At 69.8% G+C, this 22,053-nt stretch carries 29 protein-coding genes; 19 read left to right on the top strand and 10 right to left on the bottom strand.

Annotated elements, in window-relative coordinates:
- Positions 1-66: 66 nt before the first annotated feature.
- The 9 genes from ccmA to RIE08_06215 are packed head-to-tail and all read left to right on the top strand — an operon-like array spanning position 67 to position 7,385.
- Positions 67-807 (top strand): heme ABC exporter ATP-binding protein CcmA, encoded by a 741-nt coding sequence (gene ccmA, locus RIE08_06255; GenBank protein ID MEQ8717195.1) that lies wholly within the window; start codon positions 67-69, stop codon positions 805-807.
- Complete coding sequence (locus RIE08_06250) at positions 800-1,465, top strand: heme exporter protein CcmB (protein ID MEQ8717194.1); 666 nt, start codon at positions 800-802, stop codon at positions 1,463-1,465. The genes ccmA and RIE08_06250 overlap by 8 nt, the downstream gene beginning before the upstream one ends.
- Positions 1,462-2,298, top strand: a complete 837-nt coding sequence (gene ccsA / locus RIE08_06245) for a cytochrome c biogenesis protein CcsA (protein ID MEQ8717193.1) — start codon at positions 1,462-1,464, stop codon at positions 2,296-2,298. Before RIE08_06250 ends, ccsA begins: the two co-directional genes overlap by 4 nt.
- Entirely contained in the window at positions 2,295-2,465 is a 171-nt protein-coding gene (locus RIE08_06240; protein MEQ8717192.1) for a hypothetical protein, read from the top strand. Before ccsA ends, RIE08_06240 begins: the two co-directional genes overlap by 4 nt.
- A 22-nt stretch (positions 2,466-2,487) precedes the next feature.
- Entirely contained in the window at positions 2,488-3,078 is a 591-nt protein-coding gene (locus RIE08_06235) for a cytochrome c maturation protein CcmE (protein MEQ8717191.1), read from the top strand.
- Positions 3,075-5,132 carry a heme lyase CcmF/NrfE family subunit gene (locus tag RIE08_06230; protein ID MEQ8717190.1) on the top strand — a complete coding sequence of 686 codons (2,058 nt, stop codon included), beginning with the start codon at positions 3,075-3,077 and terminating at the stop codon, positions 5,130-5,132. The genes RIE08_06235 and RIE08_06230 overlap by 4 nt, the downstream gene beginning before the upstream one ends.
- Positions 5,133-5,186: 54 nt before the next feature.
- Positions 5,187-5,741 carry a TlpA disulfide reductase family protein gene (locus RIE08_06225; GenBank protein MEQ8717189.1) on the top strand — a complete coding sequence of 185 codons (555 nt, stop codon included), beginning with the start codon at positions 5,187-5,189 and terminating at the stop codon, positions 5,739-5,741.
- Positions 5,738-6,235, top strand: coding sequence for a cytochrome c-type biogenesis protein CcmH (locus tag RIE08_06220; protein ID MEQ8717188.1), 498 nt, complete (start codon positions 5,738-5,740; stop codon positions 6,233-6,235). The genes RIE08_06225 and RIE08_06220 overlap by 4 nt, the downstream gene beginning before the upstream one ends.
- Positions 6,222-7,385, top strand: a complete 1,164-nt coding sequence (locus RIE08_06215; protein ID MEQ8717187.1) for a tetratricopeptide repeat protein — start codon at positions 6,222-6,224, stop codon at positions 7,383-7,385. Before RIE08_06220 ends, RIE08_06215 begins: the two co-directional genes overlap by 14 nt.
- A gap of 10 nt (positions 7,386-7,395) precedes the next feature.
- Here the strand turns inward: RIE08_06215 and RIE08_06210 are convergent, their stop codons facing one another.
- From RIE08_06210 to RIE08_06200, 3 genes are all read right to left on the bottom strand, one after another.
- Positions 7,396-7,878, bottom strand: a complete 483-nt coding sequence (locus RIE08_06210; protein MEQ8717186.1) for a phosphoglycerate mutase family protein — start codon at positions 7,876-7,878, stop codon at positions 7,396-7,398.
- A gap of 63 nt (positions 7,879-7,941) precedes the next feature.
- Positions 7,942-9,060, bottom strand: coding sequence for a cysteine desulfurase family protein (locus RIE08_06205; protein MEQ8717185.1), 1,119 nt, complete (start codon positions 9,058-9,060; stop codon positions 7,942-7,944).
- A 6-nt stretch (positions 9,061-9,066) separates the two neighbouring features.
- Positions 9,067-9,780 carry a helix-turn-helix domain-containing protein gene (locus RIE08_06200; protein ID MEQ8717184.1) on the bottom strand — a complete coding sequence of 238 codons (714 nt, stop codon included), beginning with the start codon at positions 9,778-9,780 and terminating at the stop codon, positions 9,067-9,069.
- 49 nt (positions 9,781-9,829) lie between these two features.
- Here RIE08_06200 and RIE08_06195 point away from each other — a divergent pair, with 49 nt between their 5' ends.
- From RIE08_06195 to RIE08_06180, 4 genes are read left to right on the top strand one after another with little or no spacing between them, the layout of a single operon-like run.
- A complete protein-coding gene (locus RIE08_06195) occupies positions 9,830-10,972 on the top strand; it encodes an Mrp/NBP35 family ATP-binding protein (GenBank protein ID MEQ8717183.1) in 1,143 nt (380 codons plus the stop codon).
- A gap of 20 nt (positions 10,973-10,992) precedes the next feature.
- Positions 10,993-11,229 carry a DUF3107 domain-containing protein gene (locus RIE08_06190; GenBank protein ID MEQ8717182.1) on the top strand — a complete coding sequence of 79 codons (237 nt, stop codon included), beginning with the start codon at positions 10,993-10,995 and terminating at the stop codon, positions 11,227-11,229.
- Positions 11,230-11,271: 42 nt separating this feature from the next.
- Positions 11,272-12,222, top strand: a complete 951-nt coding sequence (locus tag RIE08_06185) for an ArsA-related P-loop ATPase (GenBank protein ID MEQ8717181.1) — start codon at positions 11,272-11,274, stop codon at positions 12,220-12,222.
- Positions 12,223-12,247: 25 nt separating this feature from the next.
- Complete coding sequence (locus RIE08_06180) at positions 12,248-13,414, top strand: ArsA-related P-loop ATPase (GenBank protein MEQ8717180.1); 1,167 nt, start codon at positions 12,248-12,250, stop codon at positions 13,412-13,414.
- 19 nt (positions 13,415-13,433) lie between these two features.
- Here RIE08_06180 and RIE08_06175 read toward each other — a convergent pair whose 3' ends face one another.
- Positions 13,434-13,724, bottom strand: coding sequence for a WhiB family transcriptional regulator (locus tag RIE08_06175; GenBank protein MEQ8717179.1), 291 nt, complete (start codon positions 13,722-13,724; stop codon positions 13,434-13,436).
- A 182-nt stretch (positions 13,725-13,906) separates the two neighbouring features.
- Here RIE08_06175 and RIE08_06170 point away from each other — a divergent pair, with 182 nt between their 5' ends.
- Entirely contained in the window at positions 13,907-14,596 is a 690-nt protein-coding gene (locus tag RIE08_06170) for a glycerophosphodiester phosphodiesterase (GenBank protein MEQ8717178.1), read from the top strand.
- A 21-nt stretch (positions 14,597-14,617) separates the two neighbouring features.
- Here the strand turns inward: RIE08_06170 and RIE08_06165 are convergent, their stop codons facing one another.
- The gene (locus RIE08_06165; GenBank protein MEQ8717177.1) at positions 14,618-15,568 is read right to left on the bottom strand and encodes a diacylglycerol kinase family protein; all 951 of its coding nucleotides are present in this window, start codon (positions 15,566-15,568) and stop codon (positions 14,618-14,620) included.
- Positions 15,569-15,631: 63 nt separating this feature from the next.
- On the opposite strand from RIE08_06165, the gene RIE08_06160 reads away from it, so the two are divergent.
- From RIE08_06160 to RIE08_06150, 3 genes are all read left to right on the top strand, one after another.
- The gene (locus RIE08_06160; protein MEQ8717176.1) at positions 15,632-16,411 is read left to right on the top strand and encodes an electron transfer flavoprotein subunit beta/FixA family protein; all 780 of its coding nucleotides are present in this window, start codon (positions 15,632-15,634) and stop codon (positions 16,409-16,411) included.
- Positions 16,412-16,419: 8 nt separating this feature from the next.
- Positions 16,420-17,385: an electron transfer flavoprotein subunit alpha/FixB family protein gene (locus RIE08_06155; GenBank protein ID MEQ8717175.1), complete on the top strand. Its 966-nt coding sequence runs from the start codon at positions 16,420-16,422 to the stop codon at positions 17,383-17,385.
- A 73-nt stretch (positions 17,386-17,458) separates the two neighbouring features.
- On the top strand, positions 17,459-17,728 hold the full coding sequence (locus RIE08_06150; protein MEQ8717174.1) for a hypothetical protein: 270 nt from the start codon (positions 17,459-17,461) through the stop codon (positions 17,726-17,728).
- 41 nt (positions 17,729-17,769) lie between these two features.
- Here the strand turns inward: RIE08_06150 and RIE08_06145 are convergent, their stop codons facing one another.
- The 4 genes from RIE08_06145 to RIE08_06130 are packed head-to-tail and all read right to left on the bottom strand — an operon-like array spanning position 17,770 to position 20,663.
- Positions 17,770-18,750, bottom strand: coding sequence for a hypothetical protein (locus RIE08_06145; GenBank protein MEQ8717173.1), 981 nt, complete (start codon positions 18,748-18,750; stop codon positions 17,770-17,772).
- A complete protein-coding gene (locus RIE08_06140; protein MEQ8717172.1) occupies positions 18,747-19,484 on the bottom strand; it encodes an SCO1664 family protein in 738 nt (245 codons plus the stop codon). Before RIE08_06140 ends, RIE08_06145 begins: the two co-directional genes overlap by 4 nt.
- Before the next feature lie 8 nt (positions 19,485-19,492).
- Complete coding sequence (locus tag RIE08_06135) at positions 19,493-19,972, bottom strand: DUF3090 family protein (protein MEQ8717171.1); 480 nt, start codon at positions 19,970-19,972, stop codon at positions 19,493-19,495.
- Positions 19,973-20,006: 34 nt separating this feature from the next.
- Positions 20,007-20,663 (bottom strand): MSMEG_4193 family putative phosphomutase, encoded by a 657-nt coding sequence (locus RIE08_06130; protein MEQ8717170.1) that lies wholly within the window; start codon positions 20,661-20,663, stop codon positions 20,007-20,009.
- A 27-nt stretch (positions 20,664-20,690) separates the two neighbouring features.
- On the opposite strand from RIE08_06130, the gene RIE08_06125 reads away from it, so the two are divergent.
- Both RIE08_06125 and RIE08_06120 read left to right on the top strand, forming a co-directional pair.
- Positions 20,691-21,362 carry a uracil-DNA glycosylase gene (locus tag RIE08_06125; GenBank protein MEQ8717169.1) on the top strand — a complete coding sequence of 224 codons (672 nt, stop codon included), beginning with the start codon at positions 20,691-20,693 and terminating at the stop codon, positions 21,360-21,362.
- 59 nt (positions 21,363-21,421) lie between these two features.
- Positions 21,422-21,817 carry a hypothetical protein gene (locus RIE08_06120; protein ID MEQ8717168.1) on the top strand — a complete coding sequence of 132 codons (396 nt, stop codon included), beginning with the start codon at positions 21,422-21,424 and terminating at the stop codon, positions 21,815-21,817.
- Between the two features lie 36 nt (positions 21,818-21,853).
- Here RIE08_06120 and RIE08_06115 read toward each other — a convergent pair.
- A partial coding sequence (locus RIE08_06115; protein MEQ8717167.1) for an oxidoreductase occupies positions 21,854-22,053 on the bottom strand: 200 nt, incomplete at its 5' end.

The raw sequence follows: 22,053 nt of genomic DNA, 5'->3' as shown, positions 1-22,053 counted from the left end.
CGTCTCCGTCGGGACGCGCTCGACAGGGCCCCGGGCGGGCGTGGCCGGTAGGATCTGGTCCTCGCTGTGGCCACCGCACCTGTCGTCTCTCTGCGCGAAGCCGTCTGCCTACTCGGCCGGTTCCCTGCGCTCGCCGGTGTCGACCTCGTCGTCGACCCGGGAGAGGTCGTTCTCCTCCAGGGCCCCAACGGCGCCGGGAAGTCCACGCTCCTGCGCCTGTGTGCGGGGCTCCTGCGTCTCGAGAGCGGCGGAGGCACCGTCCTCGGGCACGACCTCACGACCGATCGCCGGGGACTACGCCGTCGGGTCGGTCTCGTCGGTCACGCGACGATGCTCTACGACGATCTGTCCGTGGCCGACAACGTCACCTTCTGGGCGGACATGGCCGGGGTCGACTCGGTCGACGTTCCCGCGATTCTCGCCCGGCTCGGCATCGAGCGTCTCGCCGACCTGGCCGTGCGGCACCTCTCGGCCGGTCAACGGCGCAGGACCGCCATCGCGGCCATGATCGTCCGTCGTCCCGAGTTGTGGCTCCTCGACGAACCCCATGCCGGTCTGGACCAGGCCGGTCGGGACGTTGTCGACCGCCTCGTGGCCGATGCCGTCTCGGCGGGGGCCACCGTGCTCATGGCCTCCCACGAACTCGAGCGGGTCCGCTCGCTCGTGTCGCGGACCGTGACGATCGCCGGCGGTGTGGTGCACCGCGACGAACGGCGCTCATACGGGGACAGAGCCGCGGCCGCGGAGTCGGAGCGTTCGGGCGACACCGCCGGAGTCGCGGGGACGGGGGCCGTCGCCGATGCGTGAGCTGTGGCTCGTCACCGCCAAGGACCTGCGGGTCGAGGCCCGCTCACGGGTCCTTGTCAACCAGGTCGCGCCCTTCGCCCTGATCATCCTCGTGCTGTTCGGCTTCGCCCTGTCCGCCGACACCGTCACGCTGCGTTCGTTCACGTCGGGCCTGTACTGGGTGGCCGTGCTGCTGGTGGCCCTGCTGGCGGTCCAACGGGCCTTCGCTCTCGAATACGACGACCGTGCCATCGAGGGGCTCCGCCTTTCCGGGGTCGACCCGGCGGCGATATTCGCCGGCAAGGCCCTCGCCATCCTGTTGCAACTTCTCGCCCTCGAGCTGCTGCTCACGGGGGGTGTGATCGTCCTGTTCGACGCCGAGATCGAGGACCCCGCCCTGTTCGTGGTGGCCGCGCTGGCCGCGGCCACCGGCGTGGCCGCCGCCGGTACCCTCTACGGCGTGCTGGCTGCGGGCCTGCGCGTGCGGGAGACGATCCTGCCCGTGTTGTTGCTCCCGGTCCTCGCCCCGGTGCTGATCGCGGCCACCCGCGCGTTCGACGACGCGCTCGGTTCGGCCGCGGTGGACGGATGGGCCTGGCTCGGGTTGCTGGTCGCCTTCGCGGTCGTATACGTGATGTTCGGCGCACTGGCCTTCGGTGCGCTCCTGGAGGATTCGTGACAGCGCTGTTCGGAAGCCGACCGGACCGGAGCGACACCGCACCGGTGCACACGGGATCGCGGGCCACCCGCGTCCTCGGATGGATGACCCTCGTCGGGGTCGGAGTCCTCCTGTTGTTCGCGTTCGTGCTGAGCCCCGAGGACGCCCGCGTGAGCCCCGTCGACCCCGGTTCGGTGATCGGCCAGTCCGACGCCGTACGGCTGATGTACATCCATGTGCCGTCGGCGATCATCGCCTACGTGGCTTTCTCGATAACCGCCGTCGGCAGCGTCATGGTCCTGTGGAAGCGGTCCCGCTGGTGGGACCACGTCGCCCATGCGTCGGCGGAGATCGGCGTCGTGTTCTGTGGACTGACGCTGGTCACGGGCTCGATCTGGGGACGCCCCACGTGGAACACCTGGTGGGAGTGGGGCGACGTGCGCCTCGTCACGACACTGATCCTGTTCCTGATGTACCTCGGCTATCTCGCGCTGCGATCCGTGCCGGCGGATCCCGACGTCCAGGCCCGGCGCGCGGCGATCGTCGCGCTCGTGGCCGCCATCGACATCCCGATCGTGAACCGCTCCGTCGAGTGGTGGGAGAATCGCACGCTGCACCAGCAGTCGACGCTGACCGATCTGAAGATCGAGGACCTGACGCTGTTCACGTTGGTGCTCGGCTTCGCGGTGTTCGGACTGTTGTTCGCCTGGCTGCTCGTCCACCGCTTCCGTACGGCCTGGCTCCAGGGCGAGGTCGAACGTCACGGTCTGTCCGAGGCACTGGTCGAGCGGCGCGCGGAGGCCGACGCCGACGTGGACGCGGCCGTGCGCATCGGTGGAGGGGACCAGCGATGACCCACCTCGGCTACATCCTCGCCGGCTGGTCCATCGGGTTGGGGACCCTGGGCGCCTATGCCTACTCGGTTCTGGTGCGGGGCCGCTCACTTGCCCGGCGTGTCCCCGAGCACCGGCGCCGCTGGATGACGGCCGACGACGAACCCGCCACGGAGAGCCCCCGATGAGTAGCGCAGCGGAGCGAAGCCGATGAGCACCATCGACGACGGTCCCGTGGACCCGTCCGAGCAGACGGTCGACGCCGGGGACGCGCTCGACCTGTCGCCCCGCCGGGTTGCGACCGGCCGCAAACGCCCACGCACCCTGCTGACGGGCGGTCTGGTTCTCGCCATCTTCGCGGTGATCGGCGTGATCACGTTCCGCCTGCTGTCCGACGCGTCGTTGTTCTTCCTGAACGTCGACGAGGCGATCGAACAGCGCGACGATCTCGCCGGGGAGCGATTTCGGATCCAGGGGACGCCGGGTGCCGAGACCACCGAGTTGGAGGTCGAGTTCGAACAGGCCGTCGCCTTCTCCATCCACTTCGACGGTGTCGTCGCCGATGTGGTCCACGTCGGCAGCCCGCCGGACCTGTTCCAGCCCGGCGTGCCCGTCGTGCTCGAGGGACGGTGGGTCCAGGGCGTGCCGACCGGGATCGACGCATTCGACGGCGGTATCAACGACGGTTGGTATTTCTTGTCGAGTCGGATGCTCGTGAAGCATGACAACGAGTACCGCACCGACAACGCCGAGCGACTCGCGGAGGCCGACGAGGGCGGGGCGGTACCACTCCAGCCGTGAGCAGCAACGTCGTTCTCGGCGATCTCGGTGTCGTCGCAGGGTTCTCCGCATCGGTCGTCGCGATCGGTGTCGCGGGTTTCGGACTCGCCCGCCGCGACCAGGCCCTGCTGAGACTCACGCGCCGGCTCGCGTGGGTGGTCGCCGGAGGCGGCCTTCTCGCGTTCATCGCGCTCGAGAGGGCGCTGATCACCCGGGACTTCGGCGTCGCCTACGTTGCCGAACAGGGAAGCTCTACGACCCCGGCGCTGTACAACTTCGCGGCCGCCTGGTCCGCACTCGACGGCTCGATCGTGCTGTGGGCGCTGGTTCTGGGCGGGTTCACCGTCGCGATGGCCTGGAAGTTCCGCGCCCGCGACGGCGACCCGATGTTCGGATGGGCGCTGCTCACGATGTTCGTCGTGAACGCCTTCTTCTACGGGCTGATGCTCGGGCCGACGGATCCGTTCGTCCCCTTCGACGCTCCGGTGGGCTTCGACGGCCCCGGCCCCAACCCGCTCCTGCAGGGCAACCCGCTCGTCGCCTTCCACCCGCCGATGCTGTACCTCGGCTACGTCGGGTTCACCGTGCCGTTCGCCTTCGCGATCGCCGCGCTCGTCACCGGGCGCCTCGGCGAAGGCTGGCTTGTCGAGATCCGACGGTGGAGCCTGTTCGCCTGGGGCTTCCTGACCGCCGGCATCGTGCTCGGAGCATGGTGGGCCTACGACACGCTCGGCTGGGGCGGCTACTGGGGCTGGGACCCCGTCGAGAACGCCTCGTTCCTGCCGTGGCTCACCTCGACGGCCTACCTGCACTCGGTGATGGTCCAGGAACGGCGCGGGATGTTGCGGGTCTGGAACCTGTCACTGGTGTGCTCCACGTTCGCTCTGACCATCCTCGGCACGTTCCTCACCCGGTCCGGCGTCATCGAGTCCGTCCATGCGTTCTCGGAGGGATCCGTCGGTCCGCTGCTGATCGGGTTCTTCGGCGCCGTCGTCGTCGTGACGGTCGGACTCATCGCCTGGCGTGGGGACCGGCTCCGCTCCCCCGGACTGATCGACTCTCCTCTGAGCCGCGAGGGGTCGTTCCTCGCGAACAACCTCGTTCTCGCCGCGTTCGCGTTCATCGTCCTGCTCGGCACGGTCTTCCCGCTGATCGCCGAAGCCGTCAACGGCGACCGCCTGTCGGTCGGTGCGCCGTACTTCGAACGCATGACGATGCCCGTCGGGCTCCTGCTGCTGTTCCTGATGGCGATCGCCCCCGTGCTGCCGTGGCGGAAGGCCTCCGGGGAACTCTTGAGCCGCCGCCTGGTGTGGCCCGCGTGGCTCGGAACCGCAGCGCTCGTCTTCTCGGTGGCGATCGGCGCGCGCGGTGTCGCCCCCCTCGTCGCGTTCGGCCTCGGCGGCTTCGCCGCGGGCGCGGCGCTGCGCCAACTGGTGCTCGCGACGCGGCGCCACGGCCCGCGCGGGCTGTTCGGCCGGGCGAACGGCGGAATGATCGTGCACCTGGGCGTCATCATGATCGCCGTCGCGCTCGCCTCGTCGAACGCCTATCTGCAACAGGCCGAGTTCTCGCTGGCCGAAGGGGAGTCCGTGCGCTTCGCCGGCCACGACATCACCTTCGAGGGGATACGCACCACGACCTTCGACGAGCGCATCGAGCAGGCCGCACTTCTGGATCTCGACGGGAATGTCCTCACGCCTGCGGTCAACCAGTACGTGCTGACCGGGCGGGCCATCGGTGACCCCGACACGGACACCTCGTTCACCCGCGACATCCAGGTGGCGATCTCGCGGCTCCCCTCCGAGACGGGCGGCAACCTCGTGTTCCGCGTCACCGAGCAGCCGCTGATCCTGTGGTTGTGGACCGGTGGAGCGGTGATGGCCCTCGGAACTGCACTGGCGCTGTTCCCCGGCCGGAACCGTCGTAATCCGACCGACCCCGTCTCGTGGGCCACCGCTGACGGCGGTACGGCTCAAGCCGCGGCGGCCCCCGTGCCCGGAGCGGACGCGCCGCGTGAACCCGTCGGTGCCATCAGCCGAACCGACGACGCCGGTACACCGGCGCCGGCGGGCTGAGTCGTGGGGGGAGAGGTTTCCACTTCGGGCCCCGGCCCGGACGTGCCCCGCGTGATGTCGCGTCGTTCGGGTCGTCTCGTCGTGTCGGTCTGTGTCACCGTGTTCGTCGTTCTGGGTGCGTTCGTGATCCTTCTCGCAACCCGGGGCACCTCGCCAGGGGTGATCATCGGCAGCGGAATCATCGGGGAGCAGGCGCCGGAGTTCTCGGGGGAGACCCTCACCGGTGAGATCTTCGACCTCGACGACCAGCGGGGTCGTTGGGTCGTGGTCAACTTCTTCGCGAGCTGGTGCGTCGGGTGCATCCAGGAGCACCCCGAACTCGTCGAGTTCTCACAGCGCCACGCGGCGGCCGGCGACGCCGTCGTCGTCTCGATAGCCTTCGACGACAGCGTGAGCAATGTCGAGCGGTTCTTCGCCGAACGCGGTGGTGACTGGCCGGTCCTCGCGAGCGACGTCGGCATCGTCGGCCCGACCTACGGCGTCACGGCCCTGCCCGAGACCTACCTCGTCGCCCCCAACGGCCGGGTGGTCGACAAGCTCGTGGGCGCCTCCGGCGTGACGGCCGACCAGCTCGACGCGACCATCGCCCGCTTCGAGCAACCCCGATGAGTGCACGCGCACCGTCGCGGGCGAGGCCGCTCGGCTGGGTTCCCTGGGTGCTCATGGCGATCATCGCGACGACGGCTCTGGCCATCGGCGCCGTCGACGACGGTGGGCCCCGCACCGACTCCGAGCGGGCGGGCGAGCTCGCCCGTGAGATCCGCTGCCCCCAGTGCCTCGGCGAGTCGGTGGCCGAATCCAACGTGGCGATCGCGCGGGAGATCCGCGCGGACATCTCGCGCCGGGTCGACGCAGGGCAGACCGACGACGAGATCAGGACCGCCTACGTCGACCTCTACAACCAGTCGATCCTGCTGACCCCGCCCGGCTCGGGCTTCTCGTCGCTGGTCTGGGTGATCCCCGTCGTCGGTGGTGCCGCGGCCGCCGGCGTGCTCGGGTTCGCCTTCTGGCGTTGGCGTCGCCTCGGCGATGCCGTGGCGGCGTCCGAGGACGACCGGCGTCTCGTGGCGGAGGCCCTGGCAGGTGGTCGTGGCCACGACTGAGCTGATCGATCCCGACCGGCTCGCCGAGCTCGAAGAGCAGCGGGACTTCCTCCTGCGCTCCCTCGAGGACCTCGAGCGCGAGCACGACGCGGGCGACATCGACGAGGACGACTACCTCGAACTGCGCGACGACTACACGCGACGCGCCGCCGAGGTCCTGCGGGCCGTCGAGGAACGCCGGGCGGCATTCGCCGAAGCGCCCGCTCGGTCCAGGTCCCGTTGGATCGTCGCCCTGGGAGGCGTGGTGATCCTCGCTGCGGTCGCCGGGGTCCTCCTGGCGTCGGCGTTGGGTTTCCGTTCGTCGGGTGACTCTCTCACGGGCGATGTCCGCCAGACGACGCGGGGCCTGCTCTTCGAAGCCCAGGAGCTGCTGGGTCAGGGTGAGCGGGACGCAGCCGTGGAGGTGTACGACGAGGTACTCGAACAGGACCCGTCGAACGCCGAGGCCCTCGCCTACAAGGGCTGGGTGACAGTGTTGGACAACGACCTCGTCGGCGGGGAGCAGCTGCTCGCCGCCGCGACCGCCGCGGATCCGGCCTATCCCGACGCACGGGTGTTCCACGCCATAGCGCTGACCCGCCTCGGCCGGTTCTCGGAGGCCTCCGCCGAGTTGGCGGCATTCGACGCCCTCGATCCGCCGCCGATGATGAACCAGCTCGTCGAGTCGGCGGGGATCCGGACCGATCTGCTGGCCGTCGAACTCGTCGAGGAGTACGGCCCGGTCGGCACACCTGTCGACATCGCCGCCGTCGACGCGCCGATCGAGCGGGTCGTGGGCGCCGCCCGGCTGATCCGCGACAACGGTGACTTCGAGATCGCCGTGCGGATCCTCGACGCCGTCCTCGACACGGAACCTGACAACGTCGGTGCGCTGATCTCGCTCGGGTCCATCCTGGCCACACCCGACTTCGTCGACACGCCCGACATCATCGAACGCGGGATCGCACTGCTCGAGCGGGCCACGCAGGTGGCGCCCGACGACGCCGAGCCGTGGTTCTGGTTTGCGCTGGCCCTGACGCTCGTGGAGGACGGTCCGGGCGCCACTACGGCCTACGAGACGTTCCTCGCGAACCAACCCTCCGCGGAACTCGCCGACCTCGCCTCCCGGTTGGCTCTCGAAGCCCGTATCGACGCGATCGGGGCCGGCTGAGCGGGGCGCGTCAGCTCAGGAGGCCGGCACCGGAGAAGGACTCGTAGCTGGCTGAGGCGATCTCGCCGTCGCGTACCTCGAGTGTCCAGATCGACCCCTTCGCCCAGCCCGTGCGGCCGTTCACGGTCGTGCCGGTCCGCTGGAGCGTGCGGATGATCTCGGGGATGAGGTCACCGTGGGTGCACAACGCGGCGGTGGGGCCTTCTTTGGCGAGTCCGGCTACGAGCGCAAGGGCGTCGACCAGCGCGGTTCCTTCGGCGAGCGCTTGATGCTCCTCCACCTCGGCCCCCACCATCGCGGCGAGCGGCTCCACGGTCTGGCGGCAACGCACAGCGGGGCTCGTGAGTACCCGTTGCACCCGGCGGTCGGCCAGGTGGGCGGCGATCGTGGCCGCGCGTTCGTGGCCGGCGGCGTCGAGCGCTCGGAGATGGTCGTCGGGAGCCGCTGGGTTCCGGGCACCGGCCGACGCGTGGCGGATGACGAACAGAGCCATGAAGCATTCAGCGTACTGGCGCGGCCTCGAGGGTCACCACCACCGGGACCTTCGACCCGGGTCTCACGACCTGAGTGCGCGGAGCTCGGCGAGGACGGCGCCGAACGCGTCGATGAACGCGTAGGCGTCGTCGTCGGTCGTGGTCCATCCGGCGCTGACCCTCAGTGAACGGTGGGCATCGACCCCCATGGCCTCGAGCACGACGGAGGGCTCGAGCGACTCCGACGAACATGCCGAGCCCGAGTGCACCGCGACGCCGCGGCGGTCGAGTCCGAGGACGACAGCCTGGGGTTCGACGTCGTCGATCCCGAAACACACGATGTGGGGTAGGCGCCCAGTGGTGTCGCCATAGGAACGTACGCCGTCGATGTCGCCGACCGCGTCGACGATGCGGTCGGTCAGGTCACGGGCGCGTGCGGCTTCGCGACCGAGACGTTCTCCGGCGAGGGCCCCGCATGCAGCAGCCAGCCCGGCGATGGCCGGGACGTTCTCGAGTCCCGCGCGTCGGGCGCGTTCCTGGTCGCCTCCCCCCAGCAGCGGCCCGAGACGCAGACCCCGCCGCACCAGGAGCACGCCCGCCCCCGGCGGGCCGCCGAACTTGTGGCCGCTGATCGACATCAGGTCGGCGCCGAGTCCGTCGAAGTCGAGCGGCGCCCGCCCGGCGGCGGCAGCCGCGTCGACGTGCACCAGGACCCCGCGGCTCCGGCAGATCTCGACGATCTGGGCCATGGGCTGCAACGTCCCGACCTCGTGGTTGCCCCACTGGATGTGGACCAGGGCGGTGCTGTCGCGGATGGCCGCGTCGACGTCGGCGGGATCCACCCGACCGACACGGTCCACGCCGACGATCGTGTGGGGGCCCGATTCCGTGGCGGCACGCACAGCCGAGTGTTCGACGGCGGCGGCGACCACGTGGTCGCCGGGCCCCCGCTCGCGGGCACCCCACGTTGCTGCGGCGATGGCTTCGGTGGCCCCGGAACAGAACACGACCTCGCGCGAGCGGGCGCCGAGGAAGGCGGCCACGGTTTCGCGGGCTTCCTCGAGTCGGGCCCGCACGCCCATTCCCTCCGTGTGGACGCGACCGGGGTCACCCCAGGGTTCGTCGAGTGAGGCCGCCATCGCGGCCTTCACCTCGGGCCGTAGCGGGGACGTGGACGCGTGGTCCAGATAGTGGCGGGTCACCGCCCCTCAGTTCGAGACGGTGGTGACGCAGTGGTCGTCGCCCTTGGGGAGGGTGACGCGCTGTTCGGCCGAGGCCTCGCCGTAGAGGGCTCCCAGCATCCCCTGGACCATGCCCCGGTCCACCGCGCAGATGACCGGGTGTTCGACGGCGGCGCCGCCGAAGGGACAGTGCTCAGAGACGATCCGCAGTTCTCCCGCCGAGTTCTCTGCATGGGCGGCGAATCCGTGGGCGGTCAGGGCCTCGGCCACGGTGTGCAGGGCCGAGCGGAACGACTGCTGGCCCGTCTGGTCCGGTCCGATGGTGGCAGCCATCGCCCGGCCGTACTCGCGTCCGACCTCCTCGGCGAGCTCCTCGGCCTGGGTCGGTGACAGCAGCTGAAGGGCCCGTCCGAGCAGCGAGATGAGGATGTCGTGGTGGCGGACCGGCAGCTCCAGAGCGATGCCGGCCTCTGCGGCGCGATAGTGCTTCGACGGCCGCCCGGCCGCGCCGGCCCGCTCGATCGCGACCTCCAGGTACCCGCCGGCGGCGAGCTTGTCGAGGTGGTGGCGGGCCACGTTGGGGTGGAGTTCGAACTGGCTGGCCGTGGCGCCCGCGGTGACACCCTCGGGGTGCTCGTGGGCGAACAGGTAGATGTCGCGTCGGGTCGGATCTCCGAACGCGGAGGTGATCGCAGTGACCGCGGAGGAGAACTCCGTTGGGGTGAGCGGCGCCCGATCCACGTAGGTAGCCTACCGACCGCGCCCCCACCCGGACCCGCTGAGGAGGACCATGCCCACCGAAGCCGATGTACTCGACGTGCTGGCAGGAGTCGAAGACCCGGAGCTGCACCGATCGATCGTCGAACTCGGCATGGTGCGCTCGATCGAGATCACCGGCGGCGACGTCGCTATCCGCGTCGCTCTCACCATCGAGGGCTGCCCGATGCGCGCTGAGATCGACAACCGGGTTTCGGGCGCCGTCGCGGGTCTCGCCGACGTGACGAACGTCTCGGTGGACTACACGGTGATGACCGACGCCGAGCGGGCCGAGTTGCGCGAGAAGCTCATCGGCGACCCGTCTGCCACGGCCGGCTCGGGCCATGCCCACGGTCATGCCGAAGGCCGTGAGATCCCCTTCGCTGATCCGTCGAGCCGCACGCGGGTTCTTCTCATCGCCTCGGGCAAGGGCGGTGTCGGCAAGTCCTCGGTCACGACGAACCTCGCCGTCGCTCTCGCCGCCCGCGGAAAGAGCGTGGCCATCGTCGACGCCGACGTGTGGGGATTCTCGATCCCCCGGATGCTCGGGATCGACCGGCCCCCCGTCGTGATCGACGAGATGCTGGTGCCGCCCGAGGTGCACGGTGTGCGCTGCATCTCCATGGGTTTCTTCGCCGACGACGACCAGCCGGTCATCTGGCGGGGCCCCATGCTTCACAAGGCGCTCGAGCAGTTCCTCACCGACGTCTACTGGGACGATCCGGACTTCCTGCTCGTGGACCTGCCGCCGGGGACCGGTGACATTTCACTGTCGCTGTCGCAGTTCCTTCCCCGTGCCGAGGTGTACGTCGTGACGACCCCCCAGCCCGCCGCGCAGCGCGTGGCGCAGCGGGCGGGTCTGATGGCCGAGAAGGTGCGCCTCGAGGTCCGTGGCGTGATCGAGAACATGTCCTGGTTCACCGGCGACGACGGCACCCGCTACGAACTCTTCGGCGCGGGAGGCGGCCAGACGCTCGCAGAGCGGCTCGGAGTCCCCCTCGTGGGCAAGATCCCGCTCGTTCCCGCCCTGCGTGAGGGGAGCGACACCGGAAACCCGCTCGTCGCCACCGACCCCTCGGGGGAGGCGGGCGGGATCTTCGCCGAGATCGCCCGGCGTGTGGACGAGGAACTGGCGCCCACCCGGCGCGATCACCCCGAACTCAAGATTCTCAACTGAACGACCTGGGAGGTCACGCCGTGGAGGTCCGTATCGGTGCCGCCGACACCGGCAAAGAACTGATCATCGAGATGCCCGACGAGGCGAAGGCCGACGACGTTCGCGCCCAACTCGACGAGGCGCTCGCGTCCCCGGAGGGTCTCATCTGGATGACGGATCGCCGCGGCCGTCAGGTCGGGGTACCCGTGGCACGTGTGGGCTGGGTCGAGATCCGCATCGACGACGGAGCATCGAAGATCGGATTCGGCGCAGCCTGAGCCCGGTGGAACCGCCGACCCGTCATTCCGGTTCAGCCTGAGGTGAGCCCGACGCCGCTGTTGGACCGGCGCCTTCTCGTGGTCACCGGAAAGGGTGGCGTCGGAAAGACCAGCGTTGCTGCAGCCTTGGCGACCCTCGCCGCATCCGAGGGCAGGCGAACCCTCGTGTGCGATGTCGACGGCCGGGGCGATCTCGCCAGCTACCTCGAGGTCGGTGAGCTCGTCTTCGAACCGCGCCGGGTGCAACCGGGCCTGTTCGCGATGGCGATGGACACCGAGAAGTCGCTCGAGGAGTACCTACGCATCTTCGTGCGCATACCGCTGCTCACCCGCATCGGACCATTGGCCCGGGTCTTCGACTTCGTCGCGACCGCGGCGCCCGGCGTGCGCGAGGTTCTGACGATGGGAAAGCTCGCGTACGAGGTCCGCGAGAACAACTACGACCTCGTGGTCGTCGACGCTCCCGCGACCGGACACGTCGTCGGCCAACTCTCCGCGCCGGCGGCGATTCGGGAGCTGGTGCGTTTCGGCATGGTCCGCGAGCAGACCGACTGGATGCTCGAGCTGCTCACGGACCCGGCTGTCACCGGCACGGTGATCGTGGCGACACCCGAGGAGATGCCGGTCACCGAGACGCTCGAGCTCGCCGAGCGCCTCGACGACGAGACCGAGGTGGACCTCGCAGCCGTTGTGGTCAACCGTGTCCTGCCCGAGCTATTCGGGCGGGGCGAGGAGGAGATCTTCGAGGAGTTGCGCGAACCGGCCGCCACCAGGCTTCTCGTCGGGTCGGTGGGGGAGGGGGTCACCTCCGTTCTGGACGCGGCTGCTCTCGCCGTCGCTCTCCGGCGCAGCCGGGCCCGCCACCTCGTGACGCTGCGTGAGGGTCTGCAGCCCGGGGTCGGCGTCGTGTACCTGCCCGAGCTCTTCATGCGGGTCCACGGTCGTCGCACCACCAACCAACTCGCCGAGGCCCTGGGCGAGGAGTTGCTGTGAACGCCGCCGTGGGTCGGTCCCGGTCGTGACGCCGGCGGCCGGCGCGGGGGCGTCCGTGCTCGAGCGGCTCCTGGCATCGCGTGAGATCGTGATCGTCTGCGGCGCGGGTGGGGTCGGCAAGACGACCACCGCGGCCACGGCCGCGCTGATGGCGGCGACGCGCCTCGGCGGCCGCGTGCTCGTCGTCACGGTGGACCCGGCACGGCGACTGGCCCAGTCCCTCGGCATCGACGGGTTCGGCGACGAGCCCCGCCGTGTGGATCCCGGGGCCCTCGCCGCGGCCACCGGATCGGAGCCACGGGGCGAGCTGTGGGTGGCCATGCTCGACACCAAGGCGTCGTGGGACCGGCTGGTGTCGCGCCATTCTCCCGACGACAGGACCCGGGACGCGATCCTGTCCAACCCGCTCTACACGAACATCACGGCGAAGTTCGTCCACAGCCACGACTACATCGCGATGGAACGGCTCCACGAACTGCACCAGTCCGGCGAGTACGACCTGATCGTCGTGGACACGCCACCATCGCGCCATGCGCTCGATTTCCTGGAGGCGCCGGAACGGATGGCCGAGTTCTTCGACAGCCGCCTGTTGCGGTGGCTCACGATCCCCGCGCGATCCCGCCTGGTCGGGGCGGCGTCACGGTCGTTCGGCGTCGTGGCCGAGCGCACGCTCGGGACCCAGTTCCTCGGCGACATCGCCGAGTTCTTTCTTCTCTTCCGTTCGATGTATCCCGGTTTCGTGGAACGGGCCGAGGCGGTGCAGCGCACGATCCGCACCCGTCGGACGAGCTTCGTGGTCGTCTCCACTCTCGAATCGTCGGCGGTGTCGGAGATCTCCTGGTTCGTCGACGCTCTCGCGCAGCGCAGACTTCACCTGGGCGGGGTGGTGCTTAACCGGGTCCTCCCCGACGGTCTACGTGATCCGGCGGCCGAGGCCTCGGCCCGTCAGCTCGCCGAACGTGCCACCGAGATCGGCGTCGAGGTCCGGTCGACGCATTCCGCCGACGACGTGAGTCGCGTGCTGTGCGAACTGGCGGAGAGCTTTCTCGCCTACCGCGTGCCCGCGAGCCGTGAGGCGGAGTTGCGCAGCGAGCTACGCGTGGATCCTGCGATCCAGGTGGCGGTGCCGATCCTGGCCGGCGAGGTCGCCGACATCTCCGGACTGGTGCGGATCGGTGGCTTCCTGTGGTGAGCCGTCGCTGCGGGGAGGCTCAGGCGCGGGCCGCGCGCGCCGCGGCCTGGCGACGGCGCCGCATGGCACGGCGCTCCTCTTCGGATGCACCGCCCCAGACACCGGAGTCCTGGTTGGTACTGAGGGCGAACTCGAGGCAGTTCTCGCGGGCCTCGCAGGCGAGACATACGGCTTTCGCGGCGGCGATCTGGTCCAGTGCCGGTCCGGTGGTGCCGACCGGGAAGAACAACGCGGGGTCGGTGTCTCGACACGCCGCGCCTGCCCTCCAGTCGGCATCGACATGCGCCGGCGGAACGATCGTCAGTGCCACGGAACCTCCAGGGGCGGATAGGGGTGCAGGGGTTTGCCGCCCGTCGTTCTTTTGTGATCGAATTCACATGTCCGGTCGTTGCTGTGCCCTGAGGCGGAACCGGAGCACGGCGACACTACAGCGGGTTCGGGCTCGTCGCAAGGGTGATCAGAGATGATGTCCACACAGGGGTGGGGGAGGCCATGACGATCGTCGTCGCACACAGGGGTGCCTCCGGCGCGGCCCCGGAGAACACGCTCGAGGCCTTTTCGCTGGCGGGGAAACTCGGCGCCGACTGGGTCGAGCTCGACGTTCGCCGCAGCGCGGATGACGTGTTGGTGGTCCACCACGATGCCCATACCGCCGACGGGCGGATCGTCGCCCGGACACCGGCGGCTGAACTCGGTGACGACGTCCCGACGCTCGCCGAGGCCTTCGAGGCGGCCGCCGGGATGGGGGTCAACGTCGAGATCAAGAACGACCCGGCCGACCCCGACTACGACGAGAAGCACCAGATCTCGGTGGCGGTCGCCGGCCTCATCGCGGCCTACCGCCCCTACGACGAGGCGCTCGTGTCGTCGTTCAACGTGGAGACCCTGAACCGGATCCGGGCGATCGACGACCGTCTGGCCACTGTCGTGCTCTTCTACGACCCGGTCTCGGCCCCCCAGTGGGTCGCACGCGCCGCAGGCCTCGGACACAGCGGGATCTACCCGTACTTCGGGCTCGTGGGGCCGGGTCTGGTTTCCACCGCGCACGCCGCCGGGCTGACTGTCGGCGCATGGACGGTCAACGACGAGGCGACCATGGCCGAACTCGTCGCGCTGGGGGTCGACGCGCTCATCACCGACCATCCCGACATCGCGCGTCGTGTCGTCGACGAGGCCCGCTGAAGCTGTGGCGCCGGTGAGACTTCAGATGACGGGAGCGGCGCCGGGGTGGACGAGACGCAGGGCCGCCGGTCGGTGACGGAACCGCAGTTCGGTCACCCGGCCGAGGAAGTCCCCGTCCACCTGGTGGGGTAGGCCGACGTCGGCGGTGATCGTGAGGCCGTCGAGGTCGGTGCGGTAGTCGACGGCCGGGTGGTCGGCGAGGCTCGTGCGGCCCCGCAGCGCGGTGGCGGCCATGCCGACGATCGCCCGGGCGTGCATGTCGGTCACGGTGACCGCGACGAGGGCCCTGTCGAGGGTCGCCTCCGGCGCGATGTCGAAGGGGCGCGAGCCGAGGTACGTGTAGGGGTTCGAGTTCAACACGACGGCGAATCGTCCGTCGACCACCGGGTCGCCCACGTCGAAGTCGACGGTGAACGAGTGTCGCCACCGCTGCGAACCACGGAACCACGTGTCGACGGCGGCCAGCGCGAACAGGGGGTGACTCAGCCAGCGCTTGAGTTCGCCCCGCCGTTCGACCTGCTCGACCACGGCGGCATCGAAACCCACGCCCACGTGGAACAGGAAGACGCGTCCGTTCACGTCGCCGACCCCGATGCGGGGTATCCGGTTCCCGTGGATCGCGTTCAACAGGACCTCGGCGCCGTCGACGGGATCGTCGGGGATGCCGAGCGTCCGGGAGAAGACGTTCGTCGAGCCCCCCGGTAGGCACGCCAGCGCGGTGTCGGAGTCGACGAGGCCGTTCGCGACCTCGTTCACGGTCCCGTCGCCGCCGAAGACGACGACCACCTCGGTCCCCTTCGCGATGGAGGTGGCGGCGAGTCGGGTGGCGTGGCCCCGGCGGACCGTGTGGGCGAGATCCACATCGTGGTCACTCGCGAGGATCCGTCGGATGACGACCTCGGCGCGCGGGGTGACCGAGGAGGCCATCGGGTTCACGATGAGAAGGACCTTCACGGCGTCACCTGCGATCATTCGGTGAGATCGGTGCCGGGGTGATTTTGCCGCACCGGCCTCCGTGACCCATCATTCATCTTCATGAACGTCGTCGTCTGTGTGAAGCAGATCCCGGATCCAGCCGATCCGGGTGTGCTCGATCCCGAAACCAAGACGCTGAAGCGTGACATGAAGCTGATTCTCGACGAGTCCGACTCGTACGGTGTCGAGATGGCGCTCCAGTTGCGTGACGATGCGGGCGAGGGCGATGTCATCCTCGTCTCGATGGCTCCCCACGAGGAGACGAACGGCCTTCGTACCGCTCTCGCGATGGGCGCGGACTCGGCGATCCTCATCACCGACGACGCGCTGGCCGGCACCGATGCGCTCGGCACGGCGAAGGTGCTCGCCGCCGCCATCGGGCGCACGCAGCCCGATCTGGTGATGGCGGCGACGGAGTCGAGCGACGGCTACACGGGCACCGTTCCCGAGCAGTTGGCCGAACTCCTCGGGCTCCCGTCGGTGACGTTCGCCAAGGCCATCGAGATCGACGGCGGCTCCGCGACGATCCGACGCCAGACCGAGTCCGGCTACGACGAGGTCCAGGTTCCGCTGCCGGCGCTCGTATCGGTCACCGCTGGTGTCGTCGAACCCCGCTACCCGTCGTTCAAGGGCATCATGGCGGCGAAGAACAAGCCACTGGACGTGCTCGGCGTCGCCGATCTCGGCCTCACCGCCGACGACGTCGGCTGGGCCGGCGGTGGTCAACAGATCGTGGACATCTCGCCTGCGCCCACGCGTGAGGCCGGCGAGATCGTCGTCGACGAGGGAGACGCCCACGAGCGAATCGTGGCCTTCCTCGACGAGTTGAAGGTCCTCTAGGAGGCGTCATGGGTGTCGGAACGATCTGGGTGTTCGCCGAGGAGTCCAACGGCGCTGTCGCGAGCATCACCTTGGAGATGCTCGCCAAGGCGCGCGAGCTGGGTGACACGGTCGAGGCCTTCTGTGGCGTCGACGGAGACGGTCTCGCCGAGACGCTGGGTGCGCACGGCGCGACCGCTGTCCATGCGACCGGTGACCTCGGTGGTGGGCTCGCGGGCCCGGCCGTCGCTGCTGCCGTCGCGGCGGCGGTGGAGGCTGGTACCGGCCCCGACGTGGTGCTGTGTGGCACCACCTACGACGGCCGTGACGTCGCCGGGCGTCTGTCCGCCAAGCTCGGTGTCGGCGTCATCACCAACGTGGTGGACCTCGCCGACGACGGCGGCTCGGTGGTGGGCACCGAGCCCGTGTTCGGTGGCACGACCAACGTCAAGACCACGTTCACCGGCACCGGTACGCAGATCTTCCTCGTGCGTCCCAAGTCCTTCATGGCCGAAGCGTCCGGCGGCGGTTCCGCCGAGGTCAAGCCCCTCGCAGTACCGGATCTCGGGGCGACCGGAACGGCCCGGGTCACGGACCGTTTCGTCGAGGAGTCCGACGGTCCCAAGCTCGACGAGGCGGCTGTCGTCGTCGCCGGCGGGCGCGGTCTCGGTGAGGCCGCCAACTTCGAGATGATCGAGAAGCTGGCCAAGCAGCTCAAGGGCGCACCCGGAGCGTCTCGGGCGATCGTCGACGCCGGGTGGGTGCCCTACAGCTACCAGGTCGGTCAGACCGGCAAGGTCGTCAAGCCCGACGTCTACATCGCTGCCGCCATCTCGGGTGCCACCCAGCACCTCGTCGGCATGAAGGGCTCGAAGACGATCATCGCCATCAACAAGGACGAGGAGGCGCCGATCTTCGCGGTCGCCGACCTCGGCATCGTCGGCGACGTCCACAAGGTCCTGCCCAAGCTCATCGAGGCGCTCGAAGCGCGCTGAGTCCACTGTGATCGGCGGGTGAACCTGCCGCTCGCCGTGAGGCGGGTGGCGCGCGCTGACTAGGCTCGTACCGATGGCTCTCGCCGTGAACCTCCTCGCCCTCGTGCTGGTGATCGCGTTCGTCTGGGTGGGGATGGTCTGGTTCTCGGGCTGGTTCCACCGCCGGAGCGGACCGCACGCCCCCGACGGCACCGTCGACGTGGCCGCGCACGATCGTGACCACGACCGTGACAGTGAGGCCCCTTGCCGCCGTTGTGACGGCGTGGGCGCATCCGTGGGCCGCGGCGAACTGCGGCCCTGCGAGCGATGTGAGGGGACCGGCGTCGACCCGGCGTTCTTCTGAGCGGGACCGGTCTCGTCGCCGCAGTCGGGGCGTGAAGCCTCTCAGGTGAGGCGTTCGTCGGTCGCGCTGATCGCCCAGGCGACGCCCTCGACGGGATCCTCGACCGCGAGGTGGAGTTCCCAGCCCGACGGGGGGGTGCGGGGCCGCCAGGCCACGGCGCGCAGTTCGCCCACACCGGGAGCCAGTTCGTCGGGATCCAGCGGCCAGTCGTCGTCGAGGCCCAGGGCGCATGCGGCGAACCACCAGGCGTCGAAACGCCCGCGGGCGGCGCCGCGCCGGCGGGCGTGGGCCGCCCCGGACGCCGACGCCCACGCGAGTCGACCGAGCGCGTCGGCCGTGTCGATGTCGGACCCGGCGGCAGTGCGCACCCCGAGTGACGCGATCGCGGTGCGGGCCGTCCCGCGCACCGCCACGACCTCCACCCGGCCGTTGGACGCCGACGCCCAGTGCTCGACACATCCGCGCAGAGCGGCGGTGGTCGCGTCGGGTCCGAGGTCGGATTCCGCTTCCGGCAGGTCGAGCGGGGTTCCGGCGACCGGCGCCGGTTCGGGGACGGTCACCGCATCGTCGGTGTAGGTCGCCACGGGCCAGCCGGGCTCCCACGGGTGGGGCCGTAGCGCCAGGCCGTCGAGCGGGTCGTGGCCGATGTCGGCACCGGTGAGGTCCTCGCCCCGGGCGACTCGTTCGTGCGCCACGAGCGCCCGCGCCGCTCCGGGCGGCAGGTGGGGCTCGAGTTCGGCCCATGTGGCCCGGGAGGCCAACACCTCGGTCAACGGTCCGATCCCGAACGTGCCGGGATCCTCGAGGGCCTGCACCGCGATGGCCGGCGGAGCGCCCAGCGCGAGTCTGTGCGCAGCGAGGACCGCGACCGGCCACAGTTGGCGTCCGGTGTCGAGGGCGGCACGGCACCGGCGATGCAGGTCGGCCAGAGCGTCCCAGTCTCGTGTGGCGCACAGATCGTCCACGCGGCGAACGAGGGCGTCGAGGTCGCCTCCGTCGACCAGACGGGAGTTGTCGTTCACACCATCGGCCAGGGCCAGCGACGGCCGGTGTGATCCACCGGGAAGCAGCCGTCGGTTATCAGGGCGGAGGCCCGTCGCATGGCGGCGTCCACCTCGTCGTCGTCGAGCAGGTCCGCGAACGACTCTGGCGGCCCGCCCTCGATGAACGAGGCCACCTCAGCCACGATGTCCGCGGGGATCGTCTCGCCCGCGTAGTCCCAGATGACGGTCCGGAGCTTGAAGTCGGTGTGGAACGACAGACCGTTGTCGATCGCCCAGATCTCCCCGTTGGAGTCGAACAGGCAGTGGCCGCCCTTGCGGTCCGTCGAGTTGGCGATGATGTCGAAGGCGCACAGACGCTGCAGTGTGGGCTCGTGGGCCGGGTCGTCACGGATCGTGAAGTAGTGCTGCTCGAAGTCCGCCGGAACGAAGAGTTGCAGCGACCCGACGCCGAGGGGACCCTCGGTCCGCAGGACCGTCGGCGGGACGAGGTCCCAACCCAGGTGGTGCGAGAGTTCGAAGGCCGCGACCTCGCGCCGCGCCAGGCCGGTGGGGAAGTCCCACAGCGGCCGCTCGCCCTGCACGGGCTTGTAGACGGCCTGCAGGTCGTGGTCGGCGTCGTCGAGGTCCACGAGGAACGTGGCGTTCGAACTCCACGGCATCCGCCCGAGGACCTCCATCGGTGCCTCCCGCAGAACGGGCAGGGCGTCGTCGGCGGAGATGGGCGGCCGGTCGCGGATAGGGGTGTCGGACACCGGATCGCTCAGTTGTAACAGGGGCAGAAATCGGCATCGTCGAGGGGGCGCCCGCAGTACGGGCACGGTGGACGGCCGGCTTCGACGACCGCCCGGGCCCTCTGGACGAAAGCCGTCGCCTGCCCCCGTGTGAGGCGGAAGCGGGCGGTCTCGGGAGAGCGTTCGTCCTCCTCGTCGGCGAGTTCCTCCGCCCACATCACGACGCGGTCGTCGCTCTCGGAGTAGACGACACCGAGTGAGCCCACGATCCACGCCGGCATCACGGGCGCGACGATCTCGAGTTCGTGGTCGTCGGGCATCACCGTCGTCGCCGCCGTCAACTTCGACAGCATGTCGTCGATGTAGTCGGCCAGCGCGGCCACCTGCTGTTTCTCGAGCCGCAGCGACAACAACGACTCGCCGATCCGGGCCTGCAGGTAGAAGATCCTCTGTCCGGGTGGGCCCTCGGTCCCGGTCGTGAAGGCGTCGAGATGGTCGAACTCGTTCACGGGTTCCGGACTCCGGTGGCGTTCCGAGGACCGGTCATGACAGTGACAGCGTCGACAGGTCGTCGCCGGTCGAGTTGACGGTGAGGACGTACGGTCCGTCGAAGGTGTAGGTGATCGCGGTGATCGAGCACGGCGACACGACGGTGCGCTGGAACAGGTCGAGGTGGGTACCGTTGGCGTGCGCGACGGCCGCCTTGATCGTGTCGGCGTGCGAGACGGCGACGATCGTCTCGCCCGGGTGGGCCGCGACGAGACGGGCGGCCTGGTCGACGACTCGGCCCTGCATCTCGCTGAACGACTCGCCACCGGGGAAGCGGAACCCGCTGGGGTACTGCTGGACCTGGGACCACTCCTTCAGCTTGCGCAGGTCGGACAGCTTGGCGCCGGTCCACTCGCCGAAGTCACATTCGATGAGGCCCTTTGCGGTCCGGACCCTGAGTCCCAGGGCCCGTGCGATCGGCTTGGCCGTTTCCCGGGTGCGTTCCATCGGCGACGCGTAGACGGCGGTGATCTTCTTCTCGCCGATCCCGGCGATGCGTCGACCGGCCCGTTCGGCCTGTGCGACGCCTTCGGGCGCGAGGTGCAGACCCTTCGCCCGGCCGGGCAGCACGGCACCGGTGGTGGGGGTCTTGCCGTGACGGACCCACAGGACCGTCGTGGGCTTCGGCGGGGAGTTTCGCTTGGAGGCCATGGCGGAGGTCAACCTAGCGTTGGTGCCGTGGATTCACTGGACCGTATCGCCGCCGAAGTCGTCGACTGTCGGCTCTGCCCCCGCCTCGTCGAATGGCGTGAGGAGGTGGCTGTGACGCGCCGTGCCGCCTACGCGGACCAGACGTACTGGGGTCGGCCGGTCCCGGGCTTCGGGGATCGTAGGGCGCGTGTGGTCGTCGTCGGACTGGCACCGGCCGCGCACGGCGCGAACCGCACGGGGCGCATGTTCACCGGTGACCGATCCGGGGACTGGCTGTACCGGGCGTTGTGGCGGGCGGGCTACGCGAACCAGCCCGAGTCGGTGGACCGTGACGACGGACTCGAACTCGACGGGGTCTTCATCACGTCGCCGGTCAAGTGTGCGCCGCCTGCCAACAAGCCGACCGCGGCCGAGCGTGACGCCTGCCGACCGTTCCTGCGTCGCGAACTGGCCGTTCTCGAGACGGCGCGCGTACTCGTGGCACTCGGCAAGCTCGCGTTCGACGAGTTGGCCCGCCACTTCGCGGTGAGCCCCCGACCGAAGTTCGGCCACGGGGCGGAGTTCGACGTGGACGACGACGGGGTCGCCCGGACGGTGATCGGCTCGTACCACGTCAGTCAGCAGAACACCTTCACCGGTCGCCTCACCTCCGAGATGCTCGACGCCGTGTTCACCCGGGCACGCGAGCTCGCCGCCTGAGGTTCTCCGGTGCGGATGGTCCACCGCCGGCGCCGTGGCCCGATAGCGTTGGCGGCGCCATGAGCAAGATGATTCGCCTTCTCCCCGCCCTGTTGGTCATCGTGATCGTCGCCGCCGCGTGCGGCTCGAGCGGCGACCCCAAGTCCTTCGACGACCAGGTCGAGGACGGTCAGAGCCTCGCCGAGCGCAACTTCGTCGACGGCTGCAAGGTGGAACTGGCCGATGCCGACGACGAGGTCATCGCGGCCGCCGCCAACGCCGTCTGTGAGTGTGCCTACGACCGCTTCACCGGCGCCGACCCGGACGTGCCCGCGGCCGAGACCATCACCTTCGAGGAGTTCGAGCAGCTCGACGACGAGCTCCGCGAGGACATCAACAGCCTCGACGGGTCCCGCACAGGTGAGATCGTCCAGACGGCCGTGCGGACCTGTATCCAGCAGGTCGCCTCGAGTTAGACCGCCCACCCGGTGGTGGCCCAGCCGGGCCGGTCCCTACTTCTTCTTCGTCGGAAGGCCGATGCGCGCCTCGGGTGAGGCCCACGTGGGCCAACGCTCGCGGCTCTTCTTCGCGAGGCGCTGCATGAGAGCGATGGCGCCGGGATCGGAGTCCCCGGGCTTGCCCTCGATCACGCCCTCTTCGAGCATGGCGATGATGATCTGGCGACCCAGCTCGGTCCTCACGATGGTGAGGG

The organism is Acidimicrobiales bacterium (assembly GCA_040219085.1).
Classification (GTDB): Bacteria; Actinomycetota; Acidimicrobiia; order Acidimicrobiales; family JAVJTC01; genus JAVJTC01.
This window is presented reverse-complemented; position numbering and strand designations above follow the sequence as displayed.

Bases quoted from the DNA above. Each gene is read 5' to 3' on its own strand.
- RIE08_06250 (MEQ8717194.1), top strand. From the start codon at position 800: ATGCGTGAGCTGTGGCTCGTCACCGCCAAGGACCTGCGGGTCGAGGCC.
- RIE08_06240 (MEQ8717192.1), top strand. From the start codon at position 2,295: ATGACCCACCTCGGCTACATCCTCGCCGGCTGGTCCATCGGGTTGGGG.
- RIE08_06235 (MEQ8717191.1), top strand. From the start codon at position 2,488: ATGAGCACCATCGACGACGGTCCCGTGGACCCGTCCGAGCAGACGGTC.
- RIE08_06225 (MEQ8717189.1), top strand. From the start codon at position 5,187: ATGTCGCGTCGTTCGGGTCGTCTCGTCGTGTCGGTCTGTGTCACCGTG.
- RIE08_06220 (MEQ8717188.1), top strand. From the start codon at position 5,738: ATGAGTGCACGCGCACCGTCGCGGGCGAGGCCGCTCGGCTGGGTTCCC.
- RIE08_06210 (MEQ8717186.1), bottom strand. From the start codon at position 7,878: ATGGCTCTGTTCGTCATCCGCCACGCGTCGGCCGGTGCCCGGAACCCA.
- RIE08_06195 (MEQ8717183.1), top strand. From the start codon at position 9,830: ATGCCCACCGAAGCCGATGTACTCGACGTGCTGGCAGGAGTCGAAGAC.
- RIE08_06170 (MEQ8717178.1), top strand. From the start codon at position 13,907: ATGACGATCGTCGTCGCACACAGGGGTGCCTCCGGCGCGGCCCCGGAG.
- RIE08_06165 (MEQ8717177.1), bottom strand. From the start codon at position 15,568: ATGATCGCAGGTGACGCCGTGAAGGTCCTTCTCATCGTGAACCCGATG.
- RIE08_06160 (MEQ8717176.1), top strand. From the start codon at position 15,632: ATGAACGTCGTCGTCTGTGTGAAGCAGATCCCGGATCCAGCCGATCCG.
- RIE08_06155 (MEQ8717175.1), top strand. From the start codon at position 16,420: ATGGGTGTCGGAACGATCTGGGTGTTCGCCGAGGAGTCCAACGGCGCT.
- RIE08_06150 (MEQ8717174.1), top strand. From the start codon at position 17,459: ATGGCTCTCGCCGTGAACCTCCTCGCCCTCGTGCTGGTGATCGCGTTC.
- RIE08_06130 (MEQ8717170.1), bottom strand. From the start codon at position 20,663: ATGGCCTCCAAGCGAAACTCCCCGCCGAAGCCCACGACGGTCCTGTGG.
- RIE08_06120 (MEQ8717168.1), top strand. From the start codon at position 21,422: ATGAGCAAGATGATTCGCCTTCTCCCCGCCCTGTTGGTCATCGTGATC.